The sequence below is a fragment of the Amycolatopsis sp. NBC_00355 genome (assembly GCF_036104975.1).
Lineage (GTDB): Bacteria > Actinomycetota > Actinomycetes > Mycobacteriales > Pseudonocardiaceae > Amycolatopsis.
Map to the genome: position 1 here is coordinate 3681999 of NZ_CP107982.1, position 14003 is coordinate 3696001.

Annotated in this window: 18 protein-coding genes; 11 read left to right on the forward strand and 7 right to left on the reverse strand. The window is 72.3% G+C overall.

Annotation, left to right across the window (positions count from 1 at the left end; translation table 11 throughout):
- The first annotated feature begins 68 nt into the window (after positions 1–68).
- Both OHS18_RS15825 and OHS18_RS15830 read left to right on the forward strand, forming a co-directional pair.
- Positions 69–1346 carry a sensor histidine kinase gene (locus OHS18_RS15825; RefSeq protein WP_328451870.1) on the forward strand — a complete coding sequence of 426 codons (1278 nt, stop codon included), beginning with the start codon at positions 69–71 and terminating at the stop codon, positions 1344–1346.
- 115 nt (positions 1347–1461) lie between these two features.
- Positions 1462–1896, forward strand: coding sequence for a hypothetical protein (locus OHS18_RS15830; RefSeq protein WP_328451868.1), 435 nt, complete (start codon positions 1462–1464; stop codon positions 1894–1896).
- A gap of 1 nt (position 1897) precedes the next feature.
- On the opposite strand, the gene OHS18_RS15835 is transcribed toward OHS18_RS15830, so the two are convergent.
- The 5 genes from OHS18_RS15835 to OHS18_RS15855 form a co-directional block, all read right to left on the reverse strand.
- Complete coding sequence (locus tag OHS18_RS15835; RefSeq protein WP_328617565.1) at positions 1898–2575, reverse strand: GNAT family N-acetyltransferase; 678 nt, start codon at positions 2573–2575, stop codon at positions 1898–1900.
- 95 nt (positions 2576–2670) lie between these two features.
- Complete coding sequence (locus OHS18_RS15840) at positions 2671–3327, reverse strand: hypothetical protein (protein WP_328617566.1); 657 nt, start codon at positions 3325–3327, stop codon at positions 2671–2673.
- A gap of 88 nt (positions 3328–3415) precedes the next feature.
- Positions 3416–3820, reverse strand: a complete 405-nt coding sequence (locus OHS18_RS15845) for a VOC family protein (RefSeq protein ID WP_328617567.1) — start codon at positions 3818–3820, stop codon at positions 3416–3418.
- A 69-nt stretch (positions 3821–3889) separates the two neighbouring features.
- Entirely contained in the window at positions 3890–4447 is a 558-nt protein-coding gene (gene pspAB / locus OHS18_RS15850) for a PspA-associated protein PspAB (protein ID WP_328617568.1), read from the reverse strand.
- 217 nt (positions 4448–4664) lie between these two features.
- Positions 4665–5549: a zinc-dependent alcohol dehydrogenase family protein gene (locus OHS18_RS15855; RefSeq protein ID WP_328617569.1), complete on the reverse strand. Its 885-nt coding sequence runs from the start codon at positions 5547–5549 to the stop codon at positions 4665–4667.
- Between the two features lie 123 nt (positions 5550–5672).
- On the opposite strand from OHS18_RS15855, the gene OHS18_RS15860 reads away from it, so the two are divergent.
- The 5 genes from OHS18_RS15860 to OHS18_RS15880 are packed head-to-tail and all read left to right on the forward strand — an operon-like array spanning position 5673 to position 10162.
- Complete coding sequence (locus OHS18_RS15860) at positions 5673–5954, forward strand: hypothetical protein (RefSeq protein WP_328617570.1); 282 nt, start codon at positions 5673–5675, stop codon at positions 5952–5954.
- Between the two features lie 29 nt (positions 5955–5983).
- A complete protein-coding gene (locus OHS18_RS15865) occupies positions 5984–6424 on the forward strand; it encodes a MarR family winged helix-turn-helix transcriptional regulator (protein WP_328451854.1) in 441 nt (146 codons plus the stop codon).
- Positions 6421–7224: an ABC transporter ATP-binding protein gene (locus OHS18_RS15870; protein WP_328451852.1), complete on the forward strand. Its 804-nt coding sequence runs from the start codon at positions 6421–6423 to the stop codon at positions 7222–7224. The genes OHS18_RS15865 and OHS18_RS15870 overlap by 4 nt, the downstream gene beginning before the upstream one ends.
- A complete protein-coding gene (locus OHS18_RS15875) occupies positions 7184–8005 on the forward strand; it encodes an ABC transporter permease (protein WP_328617571.1) in 822 nt (273 codons plus the stop codon). The genes OHS18_RS15870 and OHS18_RS15875 overlap by 41 nt, the downstream gene beginning before the upstream one ends.
- Before the next feature lie 54 nt (positions 8006–8059).
- Positions 8060–10162, forward strand: coding sequence for a transglycosylase domain-containing protein (locus tag OHS18_RS15880; protein ID WP_328617572.1), 2103 nt, complete (start codon positions 8060–8062; stop codon positions 10160–10162).
- A 1-nt stretch (position 10163) separates the two neighbouring features.
- On the opposite strand, the gene OHS18_RS15885 is transcribed toward OHS18_RS15880, so the two are convergent.
- Positions 10164–10592, reverse strand: a complete 429-nt coding sequence (locus OHS18_RS15885) for a nitroreductase family deazaflavin-dependent oxidoreductase (protein WP_328617573.1) — start codon at positions 10590–10592, stop codon at positions 10164–10166.
- A 157-nt stretch (positions 10593–10749) separates the two neighbouring features.
- Here OHS18_RS15885 and OHS18_RS15890 point away from each other — a divergent pair, with 157 nt between their 5' ends.
- Positions 10750–11142, forward strand: coding sequence for a zinc-ribbon domain-containing protein (locus OHS18_RS15890; protein WP_328451844.1), 393 nt, complete (start codon positions 10750–10752; stop codon positions 11140–11142).
- A gap of 172 nt (positions 11143–11314) precedes the next feature.
- On the opposite strand, the gene OHS18_RS15895 is transcribed toward OHS18_RS15890, so the two are convergent.
- Positions 11315–11923, reverse strand: a complete 609-nt coding sequence (locus OHS18_RS15895; RefSeq protein ID WP_328451842.1) for a PhoU domain-containing protein — start codon at positions 11921–11923, stop codon at positions 11315–11317.
- Between the two features lie 125 nt (positions 11924–12048).
- On the opposite strand from OHS18_RS15895, the gene OHS18_RS15900 reads away from it, so the two are divergent.
- The 3 genes from OHS18_RS15900 (at position 12049) to OHS18_RS15910 (ending at position 13990) form a co-directional block, all read left to right on the forward strand.
- Positions 12049–12489 (forward strand): single-stranded DNA-binding protein, encoded by a 441-nt coding sequence (locus OHS18_RS15900; protein WP_328617574.1) that lies wholly within the window; start codon positions 12049–12051, stop codon positions 12487–12489.
- Between the two features lie 185 nt (positions 12490–12674).
- Entirely contained in the window at positions 12675–12965 is a 291-nt protein-coding gene (locus OHS18_RS15905; RefSeq protein ID WP_328451838.1) for a hypothetical protein, read from the forward strand.
- Positions 12966–13012: 47 nt separating this feature from the next.
- A complete protein-coding gene (locus tag OHS18_RS15910) occupies positions 13013–13990 on the forward strand; it encodes a pirin family protein (RefSeq protein WP_328451836.1) in 978 nt (325 codons plus the stop codon).
- Positions 13991–14003 lie beyond the last annotated feature (13 nt).

A 14003-nucleotide genomic window follows, 5' to 3' on the forward strand; every position in this document is an offset into this window, starting at 1 on the left:
GGTTGACTGTGCCCTGGCCGCGCTGCCAGGCTCAAGCCGCCCGGACGGCCGGATGAATGGGGACATCGATGCCCGAGGCGGGCTTTGGCGCGCCGCCGCGCGCGTACGTCCGCTCGCTGCTGCGCAACGGCACGCCCGCGGAGACCGCCCCACCGGACGGTGACGCGGCCGACCTCACCGCGGTCGGCGCGGCGACGCTCGCGCGGGCCTCGCGCTACTGGGTCGTCGTGCCGCTGGCCTACCGGATCGCGGCGTTCATCAAGGTGTTCATCGGGTACACCGCCGCCAACGGCACCCTCGGGCTGGGCCCGGTGCTCTCGGCCACGGTGTTCGCCGTCGTCGCCAACACCGCCGCCGCGGCCTGGGTGCTGCGGGCCGGCGGCCTGCGGGCCCGCGTCACCGGCCGCGCGCTCGCGCTGGACCTGGCGGTCGGCGTGGCGCTCAACTTCGCCGTCGCGGCGACCGTCCCGGCCGCGGTGCAGCCGTTCGCGGTCGACGTCACCTGGACCTGGCTGGTCGGCGCGGTCGCGATGTGGGCGGGCACGTCCGGCATCCCGACGGCGCTCTGGCTGTTCGCCGGGGCCCTGCCGCTGCGCTCGGCGCTCACCCTCGCCGGCGGCCTCCCGCTGGACGCCCCGCTCGCCCTGACCCGCTCGGTCGGCTGCATGATCGCGCTCGCCGTCGCCATCGTGCTCGGCGCGGGCATCCTCATCCTGCTCGGCGTCGGCACCCGGTTCGCGCTGGACATCGGGCTGCGGCGCGGACGCGAGGCCGAGCGCCGCCGGACCCGGCGCATCATGCACGACAGCGTCCTGCAGACCCTGGAAGCGCTGGCGATCTCGGCCCCCGGCGACGACGCCCAGGCCGTCGCCCGGCTCAAGGAACTGCGTTCGGTCGCCAAGGCGGAGGCCGCCGAGCTGCGCCGCAAGATCACCGAACCCATCGAGTCCGGTTCGACGCGCGGCTTCGCCGTCGAACTCGCCGACGTCGCGACCGAGATGGCCCGCGACGGATTGCGCACCCAGCTGGTCGCCGCGGACTTCGCCGACGACGACCAGCTCTCGCAGGACCGCCGGACCGCGATGTGCGAGGCGGTCCGGGAAGCGTTGCGCAACACCGTGAAGCACTCCGGGACCAAGCAGGTCGTGCTGCGCGTGGAGGAACGCGACGGCGGGATCGCGGTCGTCGCCCGGGACCAGGGCCAGGGCTTCGACGTCCAAGCCCGGCCGCCGGGCTTCGGCATCACCCAGTCCATCATCGCGAGGCTGGCCGAGGTCGGCGGCCGCGGCACGGTCGACTCCCAGCCGGGCCGCGGCACCCGCGTCACCCTCTGGGTGCCGAGCTAACCGCCCGCCCCGCACGGCGCTGGCCGGATCCCGGCGCTATCTGGCATTCCAGCCACTCCCGGTGCCGGGAACGAGCCGATAACTTCGGCTCGTTCCCGTACGACTGAGGAGTTCCGTGTCCAAGTTCCTGCTTTCGGTGCACGTCCTGGCGGCGATCCTGGCCGTCGGCCCGGTGGCCGTCGCGGCCAGCATGTTCCCCGTGGCCGTGCGCCGCGTCGCCGCCGGTGGCGACGTCGCCACCGTGACCGTGCTGCACCGGATCTGCCGCGTCTACGCCTACGTCGCCATCGCCGTGCCCGTGTTCGGCTTCGGCGTCGCGGGCACCATGCACGTCATGGGCGACCCGTGGCTGATCGTGTCGATCGGGCTGACCGCGGTCGCGGCCGCCGTCCTGGCGTTCGTGGTCCTGCCGGCACAGAAGCGCCAGCTCGCCGCGCCCACGCCGGCCACCGTGGGCCGGCTCGGGATGACGACCGGGGTGTTCAACCTGCTGTGGGCCGCGGTCACCGTGCTGATGATCGTCCGGCCGGGCTCGTCGACCGGCGCCTGACTCAGGCCGGCACCCGCACGGCCACGAAGTCCGGCCGCCGCCGCAGCACGAACCCGAGCGACTGGTAGAGCCGGATCGCCGGGGTGTTGGTCGCGGCCGCGTGCATCATCGGCGTCTCGCCCCGCGCGCGGATGCCGAACGCGATCGCGTGCACGAGCCGCGTCCCCAGGCCCTGCCCGCGGAACGCCGGGTCGGTGCAGACGGCGCTGATCTCGGTGTACCCGGGCGGGTGCAGCCGCTCCCCGGCCATCGCCACGAGCGCGCCCGCGCGCCGGATCCCGAGGTAGGTGCCGAGCTCGACGGTCCGCTTCCGGAACGGCCCGGGCTGCGTCCGCGCGACGAGGTCGAGCATCTCCGGCACGTCCGCGGGTCCCAGCCGCACGGCTTCCGGGTCCTCGGCCGCCGCGACCCCTTCGTCGACGAGCTGCACCCCCGGCAGCGTCTCGAGCACCTCCCACCCGGCGGGCGGCCGGGAGAAGGTGGAGGCGACGACCACGGTCGCCCCGGGCCCGCCGAGCGTCGCGACGTCCCGCCAGTCCTGCTCGCCGGGATCGTCGGGCAGGCCCAGGAAGGGCGCGACGTCCGCCGGGTACCGCAGCACCCGCCCGACGCGCTCGGCGAAGTGGGCGTGCGGCCCGGCGAGCGACGCCCAGGTCGGGTTGTCCAGCGGAGAAGACATGCGCTACCTCGGGGTGTTCCGGCTCGGGTGATCACCCGCCAGGATGCGTCTAAACCCCCGCCGCGCGCCGCCGCTCCCACATCGTGAGCGCGCGCTCAGCCGACCGTGGTCAGCGCGTCGTCCGAGAGCACCTGGCCGCCGTCCGACACCACGAGCCTGCCGCCGCCGACCTGGTAGCTGTACTGGCCGTTCACCGCGACGAAGCCGTCGCCCGAGGCCTGGGCCGGCAGCGTGATGTGGGTGTCGTCCGACGCCCCCTGCCCGCGGGCCTGGCCGTCGTAGAAGATCCGGCCGTCGGGGGTCTGACAGACCGTGACGACGGACTTCACGGTCTCCCCCACGAGCAGCGCCGTCCCCGCGCCGCCGGGCAGGTAGCGGGCGGCGTCCCCCGGGCACGGCTTCCCGGCCGGGGTCGACGACGTCGTCGGCGTGGCCGACGACGTCGAGGACAGAGCGGGTGGGGCGGGCGGGGTGACGCCGTTCGCGGTCGTGACGACCGTCTTGGTCGTCGGCAGCGCGGGTGTCGTGTACTGCGGGAACGGCCCGGACGAGGTGGGCGACGGCTTCGGGCGCCCGGCGAACAGCAGGACGCCGGCCACCGCGACGGCGGCGACCAACATCAGGGTGAGCAGCACCCACAGCGCCCGCGCGCGGGCCCGGCCGGGGGCCAGGCTCGCGCAGGTGCCGCACCGCTGCGCGGCGCCGTCGTTGACCGCGCCGCACTGCGCGCACGTCCAGGGGGAACCCGCCATCGGGCCTCCTTCGGCCCGGCGCGGTCTCGGTCACGCCGGTCCTCCATCGTCACCGACGACGGCCCTGGCTGCAACGCCCGGAGGAGGGCTACTGCCCGATGTTCACCATCCACGGGATGCCGAACTTGTCGACGCAGCACCCGAATTCGTCGGCCCAGGCCTGCTTTTCGAACGGAACCGTCACGGTGCCGCCCTCGCTCAGCTTGTCCCAGTAGCCCCGCAGGTCGTCGGCGTCGTCCCCGCTGAGGCTGACGGTGATGTTCGTACCCGGATGGTACTCCATCCCTTCGGGGGTGTCGGACGCCATCAGCGTGTAGCCGCTGTCGGTGTCGAGCTGGGCGTGCATGACCTTGTCGGCTTCCGGCCCTTCGGGTGCCCCGAATGACCCGAACGTGTGCACGGTCAGCTTGCCCCCGAACACGGTCTCGTAAAACTCCATGGCCTGGCGGGCGTTGTCCTTGAAGCTCAGGTACGGGTTCAAACGGGAAACCACGGCGATCTCCTTCGCTCGGAAGAGCAAGCATCTTCGCAGAAGCCCGTGACCACGACAAACGCGGTAATTTCAGACGACGAAGCGGCGGTGCGCGTCCGGTTCCAACGGGAGCGAGCCGTGCAGCGCGGCCCGGGCGCGCAGCTCCAGCGCGCGGTCCAGGGTGTTCGTCCCCGGTGCCGCCGCGGCGTGGAAAGTGCCGCGCCCGAACAGGTACACCAGCTGCAGCCGGCCGTCCCGGCGGCCGTCCGGGTCGGCGAACTCGACGCTCGCGAAGCGCAACGCGCCGCCGTAGCCGGCCCGCGCCAGCCGGTCGGCGACGTCCACCAGGTCACCGGTCAGCACGCGCAGGTCGCGGTTGCGGCGCCAGCAGCGGACCGTCGAGCGGCCGTAGAGGTCCTGGGTCACCAGCGGGTGCACCGGCAGCTTGGCCGACGTCGCGGCGAGCAGCTCGGCCTCGGTGCGGTCCAGCGCGTCCCCGTCCACCTTGAAGCTCAGCGTGCCGCCGCCGGTCGGGATCAGGCCGAGTGCGCCACGTACTCGCGGAGCAGCCGCGGCGAGGCTGTAGAGGGACTGCAGGTTCGGGCGGGAAGTCCAGCAGCGGACGAGTTTGCTGTCCAGCAGGGTCACGGGCGGGGGTCCATTCTCCGGTCGAGATGACGCCGGGCCGGGCACGCTGGCAATGTCCACAGTGGACGTCAGGTGCGGGGACGCGGGGTCGGAAAGGACAGCATGCTCCCCGGCCCGGCGATTCCGGTCCGGAACCGGCCGATCACGCGGCGAACGGCGCCGGGGTGCCGCCGAACGGTCGACACCCCAGTGGTTCAGCCGATCAGCGGTACCCCTTTCACGGGGCCGCGATGACGACCTTCCCGAAGTTCCCCCGGCCCGCGAAGTGCCGGAACGCTGCGTCGGCGTCCCCGAACGGGTGAACGCTGTCGATGACCGGTCCGATCGGGCGGACGGCGAGCCGCCGCACGAGGACCTCGGTGTCCTCGCGGCTGCCGACCCAGGTCTTCCGGACGGTCGCGCCGCTGCGGAACAGGTCCATGAAGCCGATCGGCGCCCCGCCCGTGCCGACGAACCCGACGAGCACGATCTCGGCGTGGTGCGTCCCGGCCGCGACGAGCGACTGCGCGAACGTGCCGGGCCCGCCCACCTCGACGATCCGGTCCGCGCCGCGGCCTCCGGTCGCGTCGAGCACAGCCTGGCCCCACTCGGGTGTTTCGACGTAGTCGATCACCGTGTCCGCCCCGAGTCCGGTCAGCTTGGCCGCCTTCGCCGCGCTCGACGTCGTCGCGATCACGCGCGCCCGTGCGCCTTCGCCAGCTGCAGGGCGAACAGCGAGACACCGCCGGTGCCGAGGGTGAGCACGACGTCTTCCGGCCTCAGCGGCGTGCCGCGCCGTCCACGCCGTGACGGCGGCGCACGGCAGGGTCGCGCCCTGCTCGTAGGTGAGCGACTCCGGCAGCGCGGCGAGCGCGTTTTCGGAGACGGCGCGGTACTGCGCGAGCTGGCCGTCCTGGGCGTTCCCGTACCCCCGCAGGGTTTCCGCGGCCGGGAGGCGGCCGCCGATCCAGTTCGTGTGGAAGGTGTTGACGACCCGGTCACCGACCGCGAAGCGCGTGACACCCTCGCCCACCGCGGCGATCTCGCCGGCGGCGTCGGACACCGGGATCAGGCTCCCGGGCCCGTTGGTGAAGTGGTCGCCGTCGAGGAATGAGCAGGTCACGGTAGTTCAGCGACGTCGCCCGGACCCGGACCAGCACCTCGCCGCGCTGCGGCTCGAGCACGGGTAGACGACGTCTCCTTCGGCGAGGCCCTGGAGGCCCTGCGCGACCCGCACCGGCTGACCATGGTCGCCGCGCTCGCCCGCGAGCCCAGCCGGTCGTGCGGCGCGATCATGCCGCCGGTCAGCAAGCCCGCGGCGTCGCGCCACTTCAAGATCCTCTGCGCGGCCGGCCTGCCGAAGCAGTGGGACAGCGGCACGCAACGACTGAACGCGTTGCGGCACGAGGAGTTCGACGCGCGGGTTCCCCGACCTGCTCGACCTGGCGCTCGCCGAGGCCGCTCGCCTTCCCCGCTGATCCGGACCTTCGCGTCACTTTCTCGCCAACCGGACATTAAGCATTGCTAATAGTTCTGAGTCAGAGCTACTTTGGCGGCATGACCGAGCTCGCCGAACGGCTGATGGGCACCGTCCAGGGCATCCGCCGGGTGGTGCGCCGCCGCGTGCGCGCCGACGTCCCCGGCTTCCCGCTGCCCGGCGCCCAGGTCGAGGTGCTGCGCGTGGTCGCCGACCACCCCGGCATCGGCGTCGCTGCGGCCGCGCGGGAACTGCACCTGGCGGCCAACTCGGTCAGCACCCTGGTGAACCAGCTCGTCGACGCCGGATTCCTGCGCCGCGAACCCGACCCGGACGACCGGCGCGCGACCCGGCTGGAGGTCACCGCGGCGGCGGCCGACCGGATGGCGCACTGGCGCCGCGCCCGGACCGGCCTGGTCGCCGACGCCCTCACCGGACTGTCCGAAGAGGACACCGCGGCGATCGAACAGGCGTTGCCGGCCTTGGAGAAACTCATGGGCATCCTGAAGGAGCGGCCGTGACCGAACCCGCGGTGCGGTGCACCGACCTCAGCCACTCCTTCGGCGCGACGCGCGCGGTGGACGGCGTCGACCTGGAGATCCACCCCGGCGAGGTGTTCGGCCTGCTCGGCCCGAACGGCGCCGGCAAGACCACGACGTTGCGGATGATCACCACGCTGCTGCCGACCGGACCCGGCCGGATCACCGTGTCCGGCATCGATGTCGCCCGCCGGAAGATGGCCGTGCGGCGGCTGATCGGCTACGTCCCGCAGCAGCTGTCGGCCGACGGCGCGCTGACCGGCCGCGAGAACGTCGCCCTGTTCGCCCGGCTCTTCGACGTCCCCCGCGCCCGGCGCGCCGAGGAGGTCCGGCGCGCGCTGGACCTGGTCGGGCTGGCCGGCGAGGCCGACCGCACGGCCAAGGGCTACTCCGGCGGCATGATCCGCCGACTCGAACTGGCCCAGGCCCTGGTCAGCTCCCCGCGGCTGCTCATCCTCGACGAACCGACGATCGGGCTCGACCCGGTCGCCCGCTCGGCGGTGTGGGAGCGGATCGCGCAGATCCGCGCCGAGACCGGGATGACCGTGCTCGTCACCACGCACTACATGGACGAGGCCGAGCAGTACTGCGACCGCGTCGCGCTGATGCACGCCGGCAAGATCCGCGCGCTCGGCACCCCCGCCGAACTCGAGGCCGACCTCGGCCCCGAGTCCACTTTGGACGACGTCTTCCGCGCGGTCACCGGTGACCGGCTCGCGAGCGACGAAGGAGGGATCCGCAGTGTCCGTGCCACTCGCCGCACCGCACGCCGTCTCGGCTGACCCCGGCCCCCTGCGTCAGCTGCGGATACTGGCCGCGCGCATCGGCGCGATGTGCCTGGTGGAGCTGCAGAAGCTGCGCCGCGACCAGACCGAGCTGCTCACCCGCGCGATCCAGCCCGCGCTGTGGCTGCTGATCTTCGGCGAGACGTTCACCCGGCTCAAGGCGATCCCGACCGGCTCGACGCCCTACCTCGACTACCTGGCGCCCGGCATCCTCGCGCAGTCGGCGTTGTTCATCTCCATCTTCTACGGCATCCAGATCATCTGGGAACGCGACGCGGGCGTGCTCGCCAAGCTCCTGGTGACGCCGACCCCGCGCGCGGCCCTCGTCGCGGGGAAGGCGTTCGCGGCCGGGGTCCGCGCGCTCGTCCAGGCGCTGATGGTGCTGATCCTCGCCGCGATCCTGGGCGTCGGGCTGACCGTGAACCCGCTGAAGCTGCTCGCGATGGCCGTCGTGCTGGTGCTCGGTTCGGCGTTCTTCTGCTGCCTGTCCATCGTCATCGCCGGGGTCGTGCTGTCGCGCGAACGGCTGATGGGCATCGGGCAGGCGATCACGATGCCGCTGTTCTTCGGCTCGAACGCGCTCTACCCGGTGGACCTGATGCCGGGCTGGCTCAGGGTGCTCAGCCACGTCAACCCGCTGAGCTACCAGGTCGACGCCCTGCGCGGGCTGCTCATCGGCACCCCGGCCCACCTCGGGCTCGACTTCGCCGTCCTTGCCGTGGCGTGTGTCTGCGCTGTCGGGGTGGCTTCGGCACTGCTCGGCAGGTTGGCCCGGTGAGGCACATGTCTCACCGAACGGAAGCCTTATCCGGGAATGGCTAATCTCGATTCCGTGAATCGTGGCCGGGGCGTGATCCCCTTTGTCGGTTTTTGTGTCCTCGCCGGAATTCTGGCGGCCGGCACGGTGGCGCCCGCCGCCATCGGTGCCGGCCTGCTGTCGAATGAGGTCAGCGATTCCGTCGACGCCATTTCCGCACAGCTCGCCGCCGCCGATCCGCCGCTGACGACGACCGTGACCGACCGCGACGGCGCTCCGATCGCGACGCTGTACGCGCAGTACCGGCTGCCGGTGACCGCGGCCGGGATCGCGACGACCATGAAGGCCGCGATCATCGGCGTCGAGGACCGCCGCTTCTACACCGAAGGCGGCGTCGACCTGCAGGGCATGGCCCGCGCCGCGGTCAACGACAGCGCCGGCGGCTCGCTGCAGGGCGCGTCGACGATCACCCAGCAGTACGTCAAGAACTACCTCGTGAACGTCGTCGACCGGACCGATCCGGTGGCTCAACAGGCCGACCGCGAGGACTCGCTCGCCCGCAAGCTGCGCGAGGCGAAAATGGCCGTCCAGCTCAACGCCACGATGAGCAAAGACGACATTCTGGCCAGTTACCTCAACGTGGTCGAATTCAGCGGAACGGTGTACGGCGTCGGAGCCGCGGCAAAGGCGTACTTCGGGACGACCGCGGACAAACTGACCGTGCCGCAGGCCGCGTTGCTCGCCGGAATGGTGAACAACCCGAGCATCTACAACCCGTACTCGCACCCGGACAAAGCGACCCAGCGCCGCAACACGGTGATCGACGACATGGTCACCAACGGCTCGATCCCCGCGTCCTACGCCGCGACGGCCAAGGCGGCCCCGCTCGGCCTCCTCCCCAACGGCCCGGTGACGCCGTCCGGCACGTGCATGGGCGCGGCCCCGGACGCGGGGTTCTTCTGCGCCTACGCGGAAAGCTACCTCGCGCACGCCGGCTTCACCCCGGACCAGCTGGCGACCGGCGGCTACACGATCAAGACCACTTTGGACCCCCGCGTCTCGCAGGTGACGAAGGACGCCGTCGACGCGAACGTGCCGACCACCCAGGACGGCGTGGCCAACACCTTCGCCGTCGTCCAGCCCGGCGCGAACGGGCACCAGGTCCTCGCCATGGTCGCCAACCGGAACTTCGGCACCGACCCGGCCCAGGGCGAGACGTCCACGAACATCGTGGCCACCGCGAGCAACGAGTTCGGCGCGGGCTCGTCGTTCAAGATCTTCACCTCGGCCGCGGCGCTCGTCACCGGCAAGGCGGGCCTGGAGACGCCGCTGCCGAACCCGGACAGCCAGTGCTTCGCGCCGCCGAACGCGAACGGCCACACGGCCTGCTACACCGTCCACAACGACGGCCACTACGCCGATCCGATCACCCTCGCCGACGGGCTCGCGACGTCGCCGAACGTCGCGTTCGTCGGGCTCGAGAACCAGGTCGGCATGCCCGCCGTGCTCGACATGGCGCGGAAGCTGGGGCTGCGGACCACCCTCGCGACGAACGACGCGGGCGCCGTGCCCGACCCGAAGTCGCCGAACCCGCAGTACAACGAGCCGCAGTCGCAGTACTTCCAGAACCTGCTGTCGTTCACCTTGGGCAACAGCCCGGTGAGCCCGCTGGAGATGGCCAACGTCTCGGCGACGCTGATGAGCGGCGGCGTCTGGTGCCCGCCGAACCCGATCCTGTCGGTCACCGACCGGAACGGCAACGCCGTGCCGGTGCCGCAGCAGGCGTGCGAGCAGGTCATCCCGACCGGCGTCGCGAACACCCTCGAAGCGGGGCTGAGCAAGGACACCACGAGCGGCACGTCCGCCCAGGCCGCCCACGCGGCCGGCTGGACGCGCCCGGACATCGGCAAGACGGGCACGACCCAGCAGAGCGAGTCCGTCGCGTTCGTCGGCGGCGTCGACGACTACGCCGTGTCGTCGATGGTGTTCGCCGACGGCTCGCACCCGCGGGAGATCTGCCCGGGCACGCCCGTGCACCTGGGTGACTGCGGCCACGGCGCGTTCGGCGGCACGGTCGCCGCGCCGCCGTACTTCCACGCCATGAGCCGGCTGCTGGCCGGGGTACCGGACCAGCCGATCCCCGGCCCGGACCCGGCGTACCTGACGGCCCGGTCGTGACCTACTTCGGTTCGAGGAACACGAGCGGGATCTCGCGCTCGGTCTTCGTCTGGTAGCCCGCGTAGTTCTTGAACTCGGCGGTGATCTTCGGCCACAGCCGGGCCCGCTCCTCGCCGTCGGCGACCCGGGCGAGCATCGGCTGCCGCGGCGCGCCCTTGACCGACACCTCGACGTCCGGATTGTCGCGCAGGTTCAGGAACCACGCGGGGTGCGTGTCGTCGCCCCCGCGCGAGGCGACGACGACCAGCGCGTCACCCTCCTGGTGCGGCGAGGTCAGCATCACCGACCGCGGCTGCCCGCTCTTGCGCCCGATGGTGGTGAGCTCCAGGACCGGCATGGCGGCGGCGTTCCAGCCCAGCCGCCCGCCGGTGATCTTGACCAGACCGCGGTGGACGGCGTTCATCGTTTTGAGGCTGAAGTCGCTCGGCATGAGCGTGAATCTAGTCCTGGGCCCCACGCGGCCGCGGTACGGGTCGAATGTCGGCTTTGCCCGGAACCGGTCCGGCCGGTTTGCCGAAACCGCCACGATCGGGCGCACCCGTGTGCCAGGCTCCCGGCGAACGCAGGACCGACAGGAGAGAAGACCGATGCTGATCTGGGGCTACCGCACGAGGATCTTCGTGCTGGCGATGACGACGTTCCTCTGCGGCCGCTGCGGCAACCCCGCCTCGCACGCCGTCCGCAAGTCGGTCACGAAGTTCACGCTCTTCTTCATCCCGCTGTTCCCGATCCACGTCAAGTACACGGCCCAGTGCACGTTCTGCGGGATCGAGAACCGGATCCCGAAGGAGGACGCCGTCCGGCTGCAGGCGCAGGAGGAGCAGGCGCAGCAGCAGGTGTCGCAGCCCTACCCGCAGCACCCGTCGCAGCCGCAGGGTTTCCAGCCGACGCACCCCTCGCAGCCGCAGGGCTTCCAGCAGCCGTACCCGCCGCAGGGCCCGAACCCCCAGCAGGGCGAGTTCCCGCAGCAGGGCCGCTAGTCCCGCACGCCTCTTCCGGGCGGCAGCGGGTTCCGGACGCCGCTCCGCTCCACCGACCAGCGCCGCTGGGGACTCCGGTGTCGCGGCCGAGGTTCGTCGACTCCAAGGCGGAACCCTCGCCGGGGCCTCAGCGGGGGGAAGCCCTTTGCGACGCCAGGCACTCCCTGCGTCGCTAAGCGCTGACCGCCGGGAGCCGCGCGAACCCGCCGGACCGGCGGGCGATCCGCGCGGCCGTCCCGGCGAACCGGGTGTGGGCCGCGGCGAGCAGCGCGACGTCGACCGCGCCGTGGGGCCGCTCCCGGGACCCGGCCCACTCGCGCAGTTCCCGCTCGGCCGCCTCGGCGCCTTCGACGGCGTCGGCGAGCCCGGCGTCCTCGCCGCTCAGGATCTTCTGCAGGCCCCGGGCCGCGGCGACCGTGTGCGCGCCCAGCCGCGTGTACGCGGGCCGCGCGTCCGACGGCACCCGCCGCGCCCGATCCGCGACCTCTCGCGCAAGACCACCCATCCGAGTGAGATCCGCGGCGGTGTGCACGGCGGCGACGACCGCCTTCACGTCCTCCTCGCGCGGGGCGTGCAGCGCCAGCAGAGCGCACGCCTGGTCCTCGCACGCGGCCCCCAGCGCGGTCACCGCCGCGGCCTGTTCCCGCGCCCGTCCGCCCAGCGTGAGGTCACTTTCGAGCAGGCCGCGCGTGGCCTCTTCGAGCGCGCCCGCGACGAGCCCGGACAGGTCCGCGAGGCGGTGGGCCAGCGTGACGAGCTCCTTCTGAAACGCCGTCGGCATGGCGGCATGCAACCACCTCGGCCGGGGGACGGCATCTTCTCGCTCGGCCCGGAACTGTCGGTCCCCCGTGCTCTGCTCGTCGGCGAGAGCGGTGCACCCCGCACCCGAGGAGAAGGAGGATCCCGATGGCAGGCGAAACGCTGGTCACGGTGGTCGGCAACCTGACGACGGACCCCGAGCTGCGGTTCACCCCCGCCGGCGCCGCGGTCGCGAACTTCACGGTCGCGTCCACGCCGCGTCAGCTGGACCGCGAGTCGGGCCAATGGCGCGACGGTGACGCGATGTTCCTGCGCTGCAGCGTGTGGCGGCAGTACGCGGAGAACGTCGCGGAGTCGCTCGGGCGCGGCGCGCGCGTGGTCGTCCACGGCCGGCTGAGACAGCGGTCGTACGACACGAAAGAGGGTGAGAAGCGCACCGTGCTGGAGCTGGACGTCGACGAGATCGGCCCGTCGCTGCGGTACGCCACGGCGAAGGTGACCAAGGCCGTCCGGGTCGGCGACGGCGCGGGCACCGGCGCCTGGACCCCGGAGCCGGTGGCCGCCGGGGTGGGCGAGCCGCCGTTCTGAGGCCCATCCGGTCCCGGCTCCCTTCCGAACGACTGTCGACGGGAAGTCGAGTCCGGCTGGACCGGCGGGAGCGACGATGAGGGACACGCTCTGGCCGGGCCGGTACCGGATGTGATGTCGAAATCCCGTCATCTGGTTCGACGCATGAGTAGGACGATGCCGAACCACGAGCGGGAGGGACCGGGATGGACGGGAACGGACAGACACGGACGGCGGTCGTGCACCCCTTGGTGAACCACCGCATGCTGGCGATGCTGCGGGCCGTCGGGGCCGGGCGCGGCCGGGTGTCGTGCAGCAGCGAACCCGACCTCTTCATCGATGGCCTGTCGTGCGGCGACCAGTTCGCCGCGCACGCGCTGGCCCACCTGGGGCTGGTCCGCGCGACCTGCCCCGGACCGACGGGCGAGCTCGTGCCGGCGGTGCTGACGGCCGCCGGCCAGGCGATCGTCAGCGGGGAGCAGCGGCCTGCCGCCTGAGGCGGCCGAGGTGATTGACAACTCCAGAACGCAAGTACGGTGGCGGCATGAGCAACATCGAGGCCGACCCCGCCGAGCTCGCCTGCGGCGACCGGCCCGACGCGGCCGACCCGGAGCGTCCGGCCGTCGAAGTCCTCACCCCGCGAGAAGTCCCGCTGGGCGGCCCGCGCGCGATGCGGGTCCGGCGGACGCTCCCCCAGCGGTCCCGCTCGCTGATCGGCGCTTGGTGCTTCGCCGACCACTACGGCCCGGAAGACGTCGCCATGGACGTCGCGCCGCACCCGCACACCGGTCTGCAGACGGTGAGCTGGCTGTTCGCGGGCGAGGTCGAACACCGCGACAGCATGGGCACGCACGCGATCGTCCGCCCCGGCGAGCTCAACCTGATGACCGGCGGCCACGGCATCTGCCACTCGGAGGTCTCGACCGCGGCCACGAAGACTTTGCACGGCGTCCAGCTCTGGGTGGCGCTGCCCGAGCGGCACCGGCACACGGCCCGCGACTTCCAGCACTACGTGCCTTCGGTGAACCGGATCGAAGGCGCCGAGATCCGGGTGTTCCTCGGGTCGCTGGCCGGGCGCACCTCCCCGATCCCGACGTTCACCCCGTTGCTGGGCGCGGAACTGGTGCTGAACCCGGACGCCCACATGTCCCTCGGCGTCGATCCCGGGTTCGAGCACGGTGTGCTCGTGGACAGCGGCGAAGTGACCGTCGCCGGCACGGCCGTCCGCGCGGCGGAGCTGGGTTACGTCGGCACCGGCCTGCGCAGCCTGACCTTGAGCAACCGCGGGGCCACGCCCGCGCGGTTCCTGCTGCTGGGCGGGACGCCGTTCGACGAAGAGATCCTGATGTGGTGGAACTTCGTCGGCCGGACCCACGAAGAGATCGCGGCCTTCCGCGAGGCGTGGCAGGCGGAGTCCGACCAGTTCGGCAGCGTGACCGGCTACACGGGCACGCCGCGGCGGCTGCCGGCCCCGGAACTGCCGGCGGTCCGCATCAAGCCACGCCACAATCCGGGCCGCTGAAGCCCGGTTCCGG

Bases quoted from the DNA above. Each gene is read 5' to 3' on its own strand.
- OHS18_RS15825 (WP_328451870.1), top strand. From the start codon at position 69: ATGCCCGAGGCGGGCTTTGGCGCGCCGCCGCGCGCGTACGTCCGCTCG.
- OHS18_RS15835 (WP_328617565.1), bottom strand. From the start codon at position 2,575: ATGTCTTCTCCGCTGGACAACCCGACCTGGGCGTCGCTCGCCGGGCCG.
- OHS18_RS15840 (WP_328617566.1), bottom strand. From the start codon at position 3,327: ATGGCGGGTTCCCCCTGGACGTGCGCGCAGTGCGGCGCGGTCAACGAC.
- OHS18_RS15860 (WP_328617570.1), top strand. From the start codon at position 5,673: ATGGTCGCCGCGCTCGCCCGCGAGCCCAGCCGGTCGTGCGGCGCGATC.
- OHS18_RS15865 (WP_328451854.1), top strand. From the start codon at position 5,984: ATGACCGAGCTCGCCGAACGGCTGATGGGCACCGTCCAGGGCATCCGC.
- OHS18_RS15885 (WP_328617573.1), bottom strand. From the start codon at position 10,592: ATGCCGAGCGACTTCAGCCTCAAAACGATGAACGCCGTCCACCGCGGT.
- OHS18_RS15890 (WP_328451844.1), top strand. From the start codon at position 10,750: ATGCTGATCTGGGGCTACCGCACGAGGATCTTCGTGCTGGCGATGACG.
- OHS18_RS15895 (WP_328451842.1), bottom strand. From the start codon at position 11,923: ATGCCGACGGCGTTTCAGAAGGAGCTCGTCACGCTGGCCCACCGCCTC.
- OHS18_RS15900 (WP_328617574.1), top strand. From the start codon at position 12,049: ATGGCAGGCGAAACGCTGGTCACGGTGGTCGGCAACCTGACGACGGAC.
- OHS18_RS15905 (WP_328451838.1), top strand. From the start codon at position 12,675: ATGGACGGGAACGGACAGACACGGACGGCGGTCGTGCACCCCTTGGTG.
- OHS18_RS15910 (WP_328451836.1), top strand. From the start codon at position 13,013: ATGAGCAACATCGAGGCCGACCCCGCCGAGCTCGCCTGCGGCGACCGG.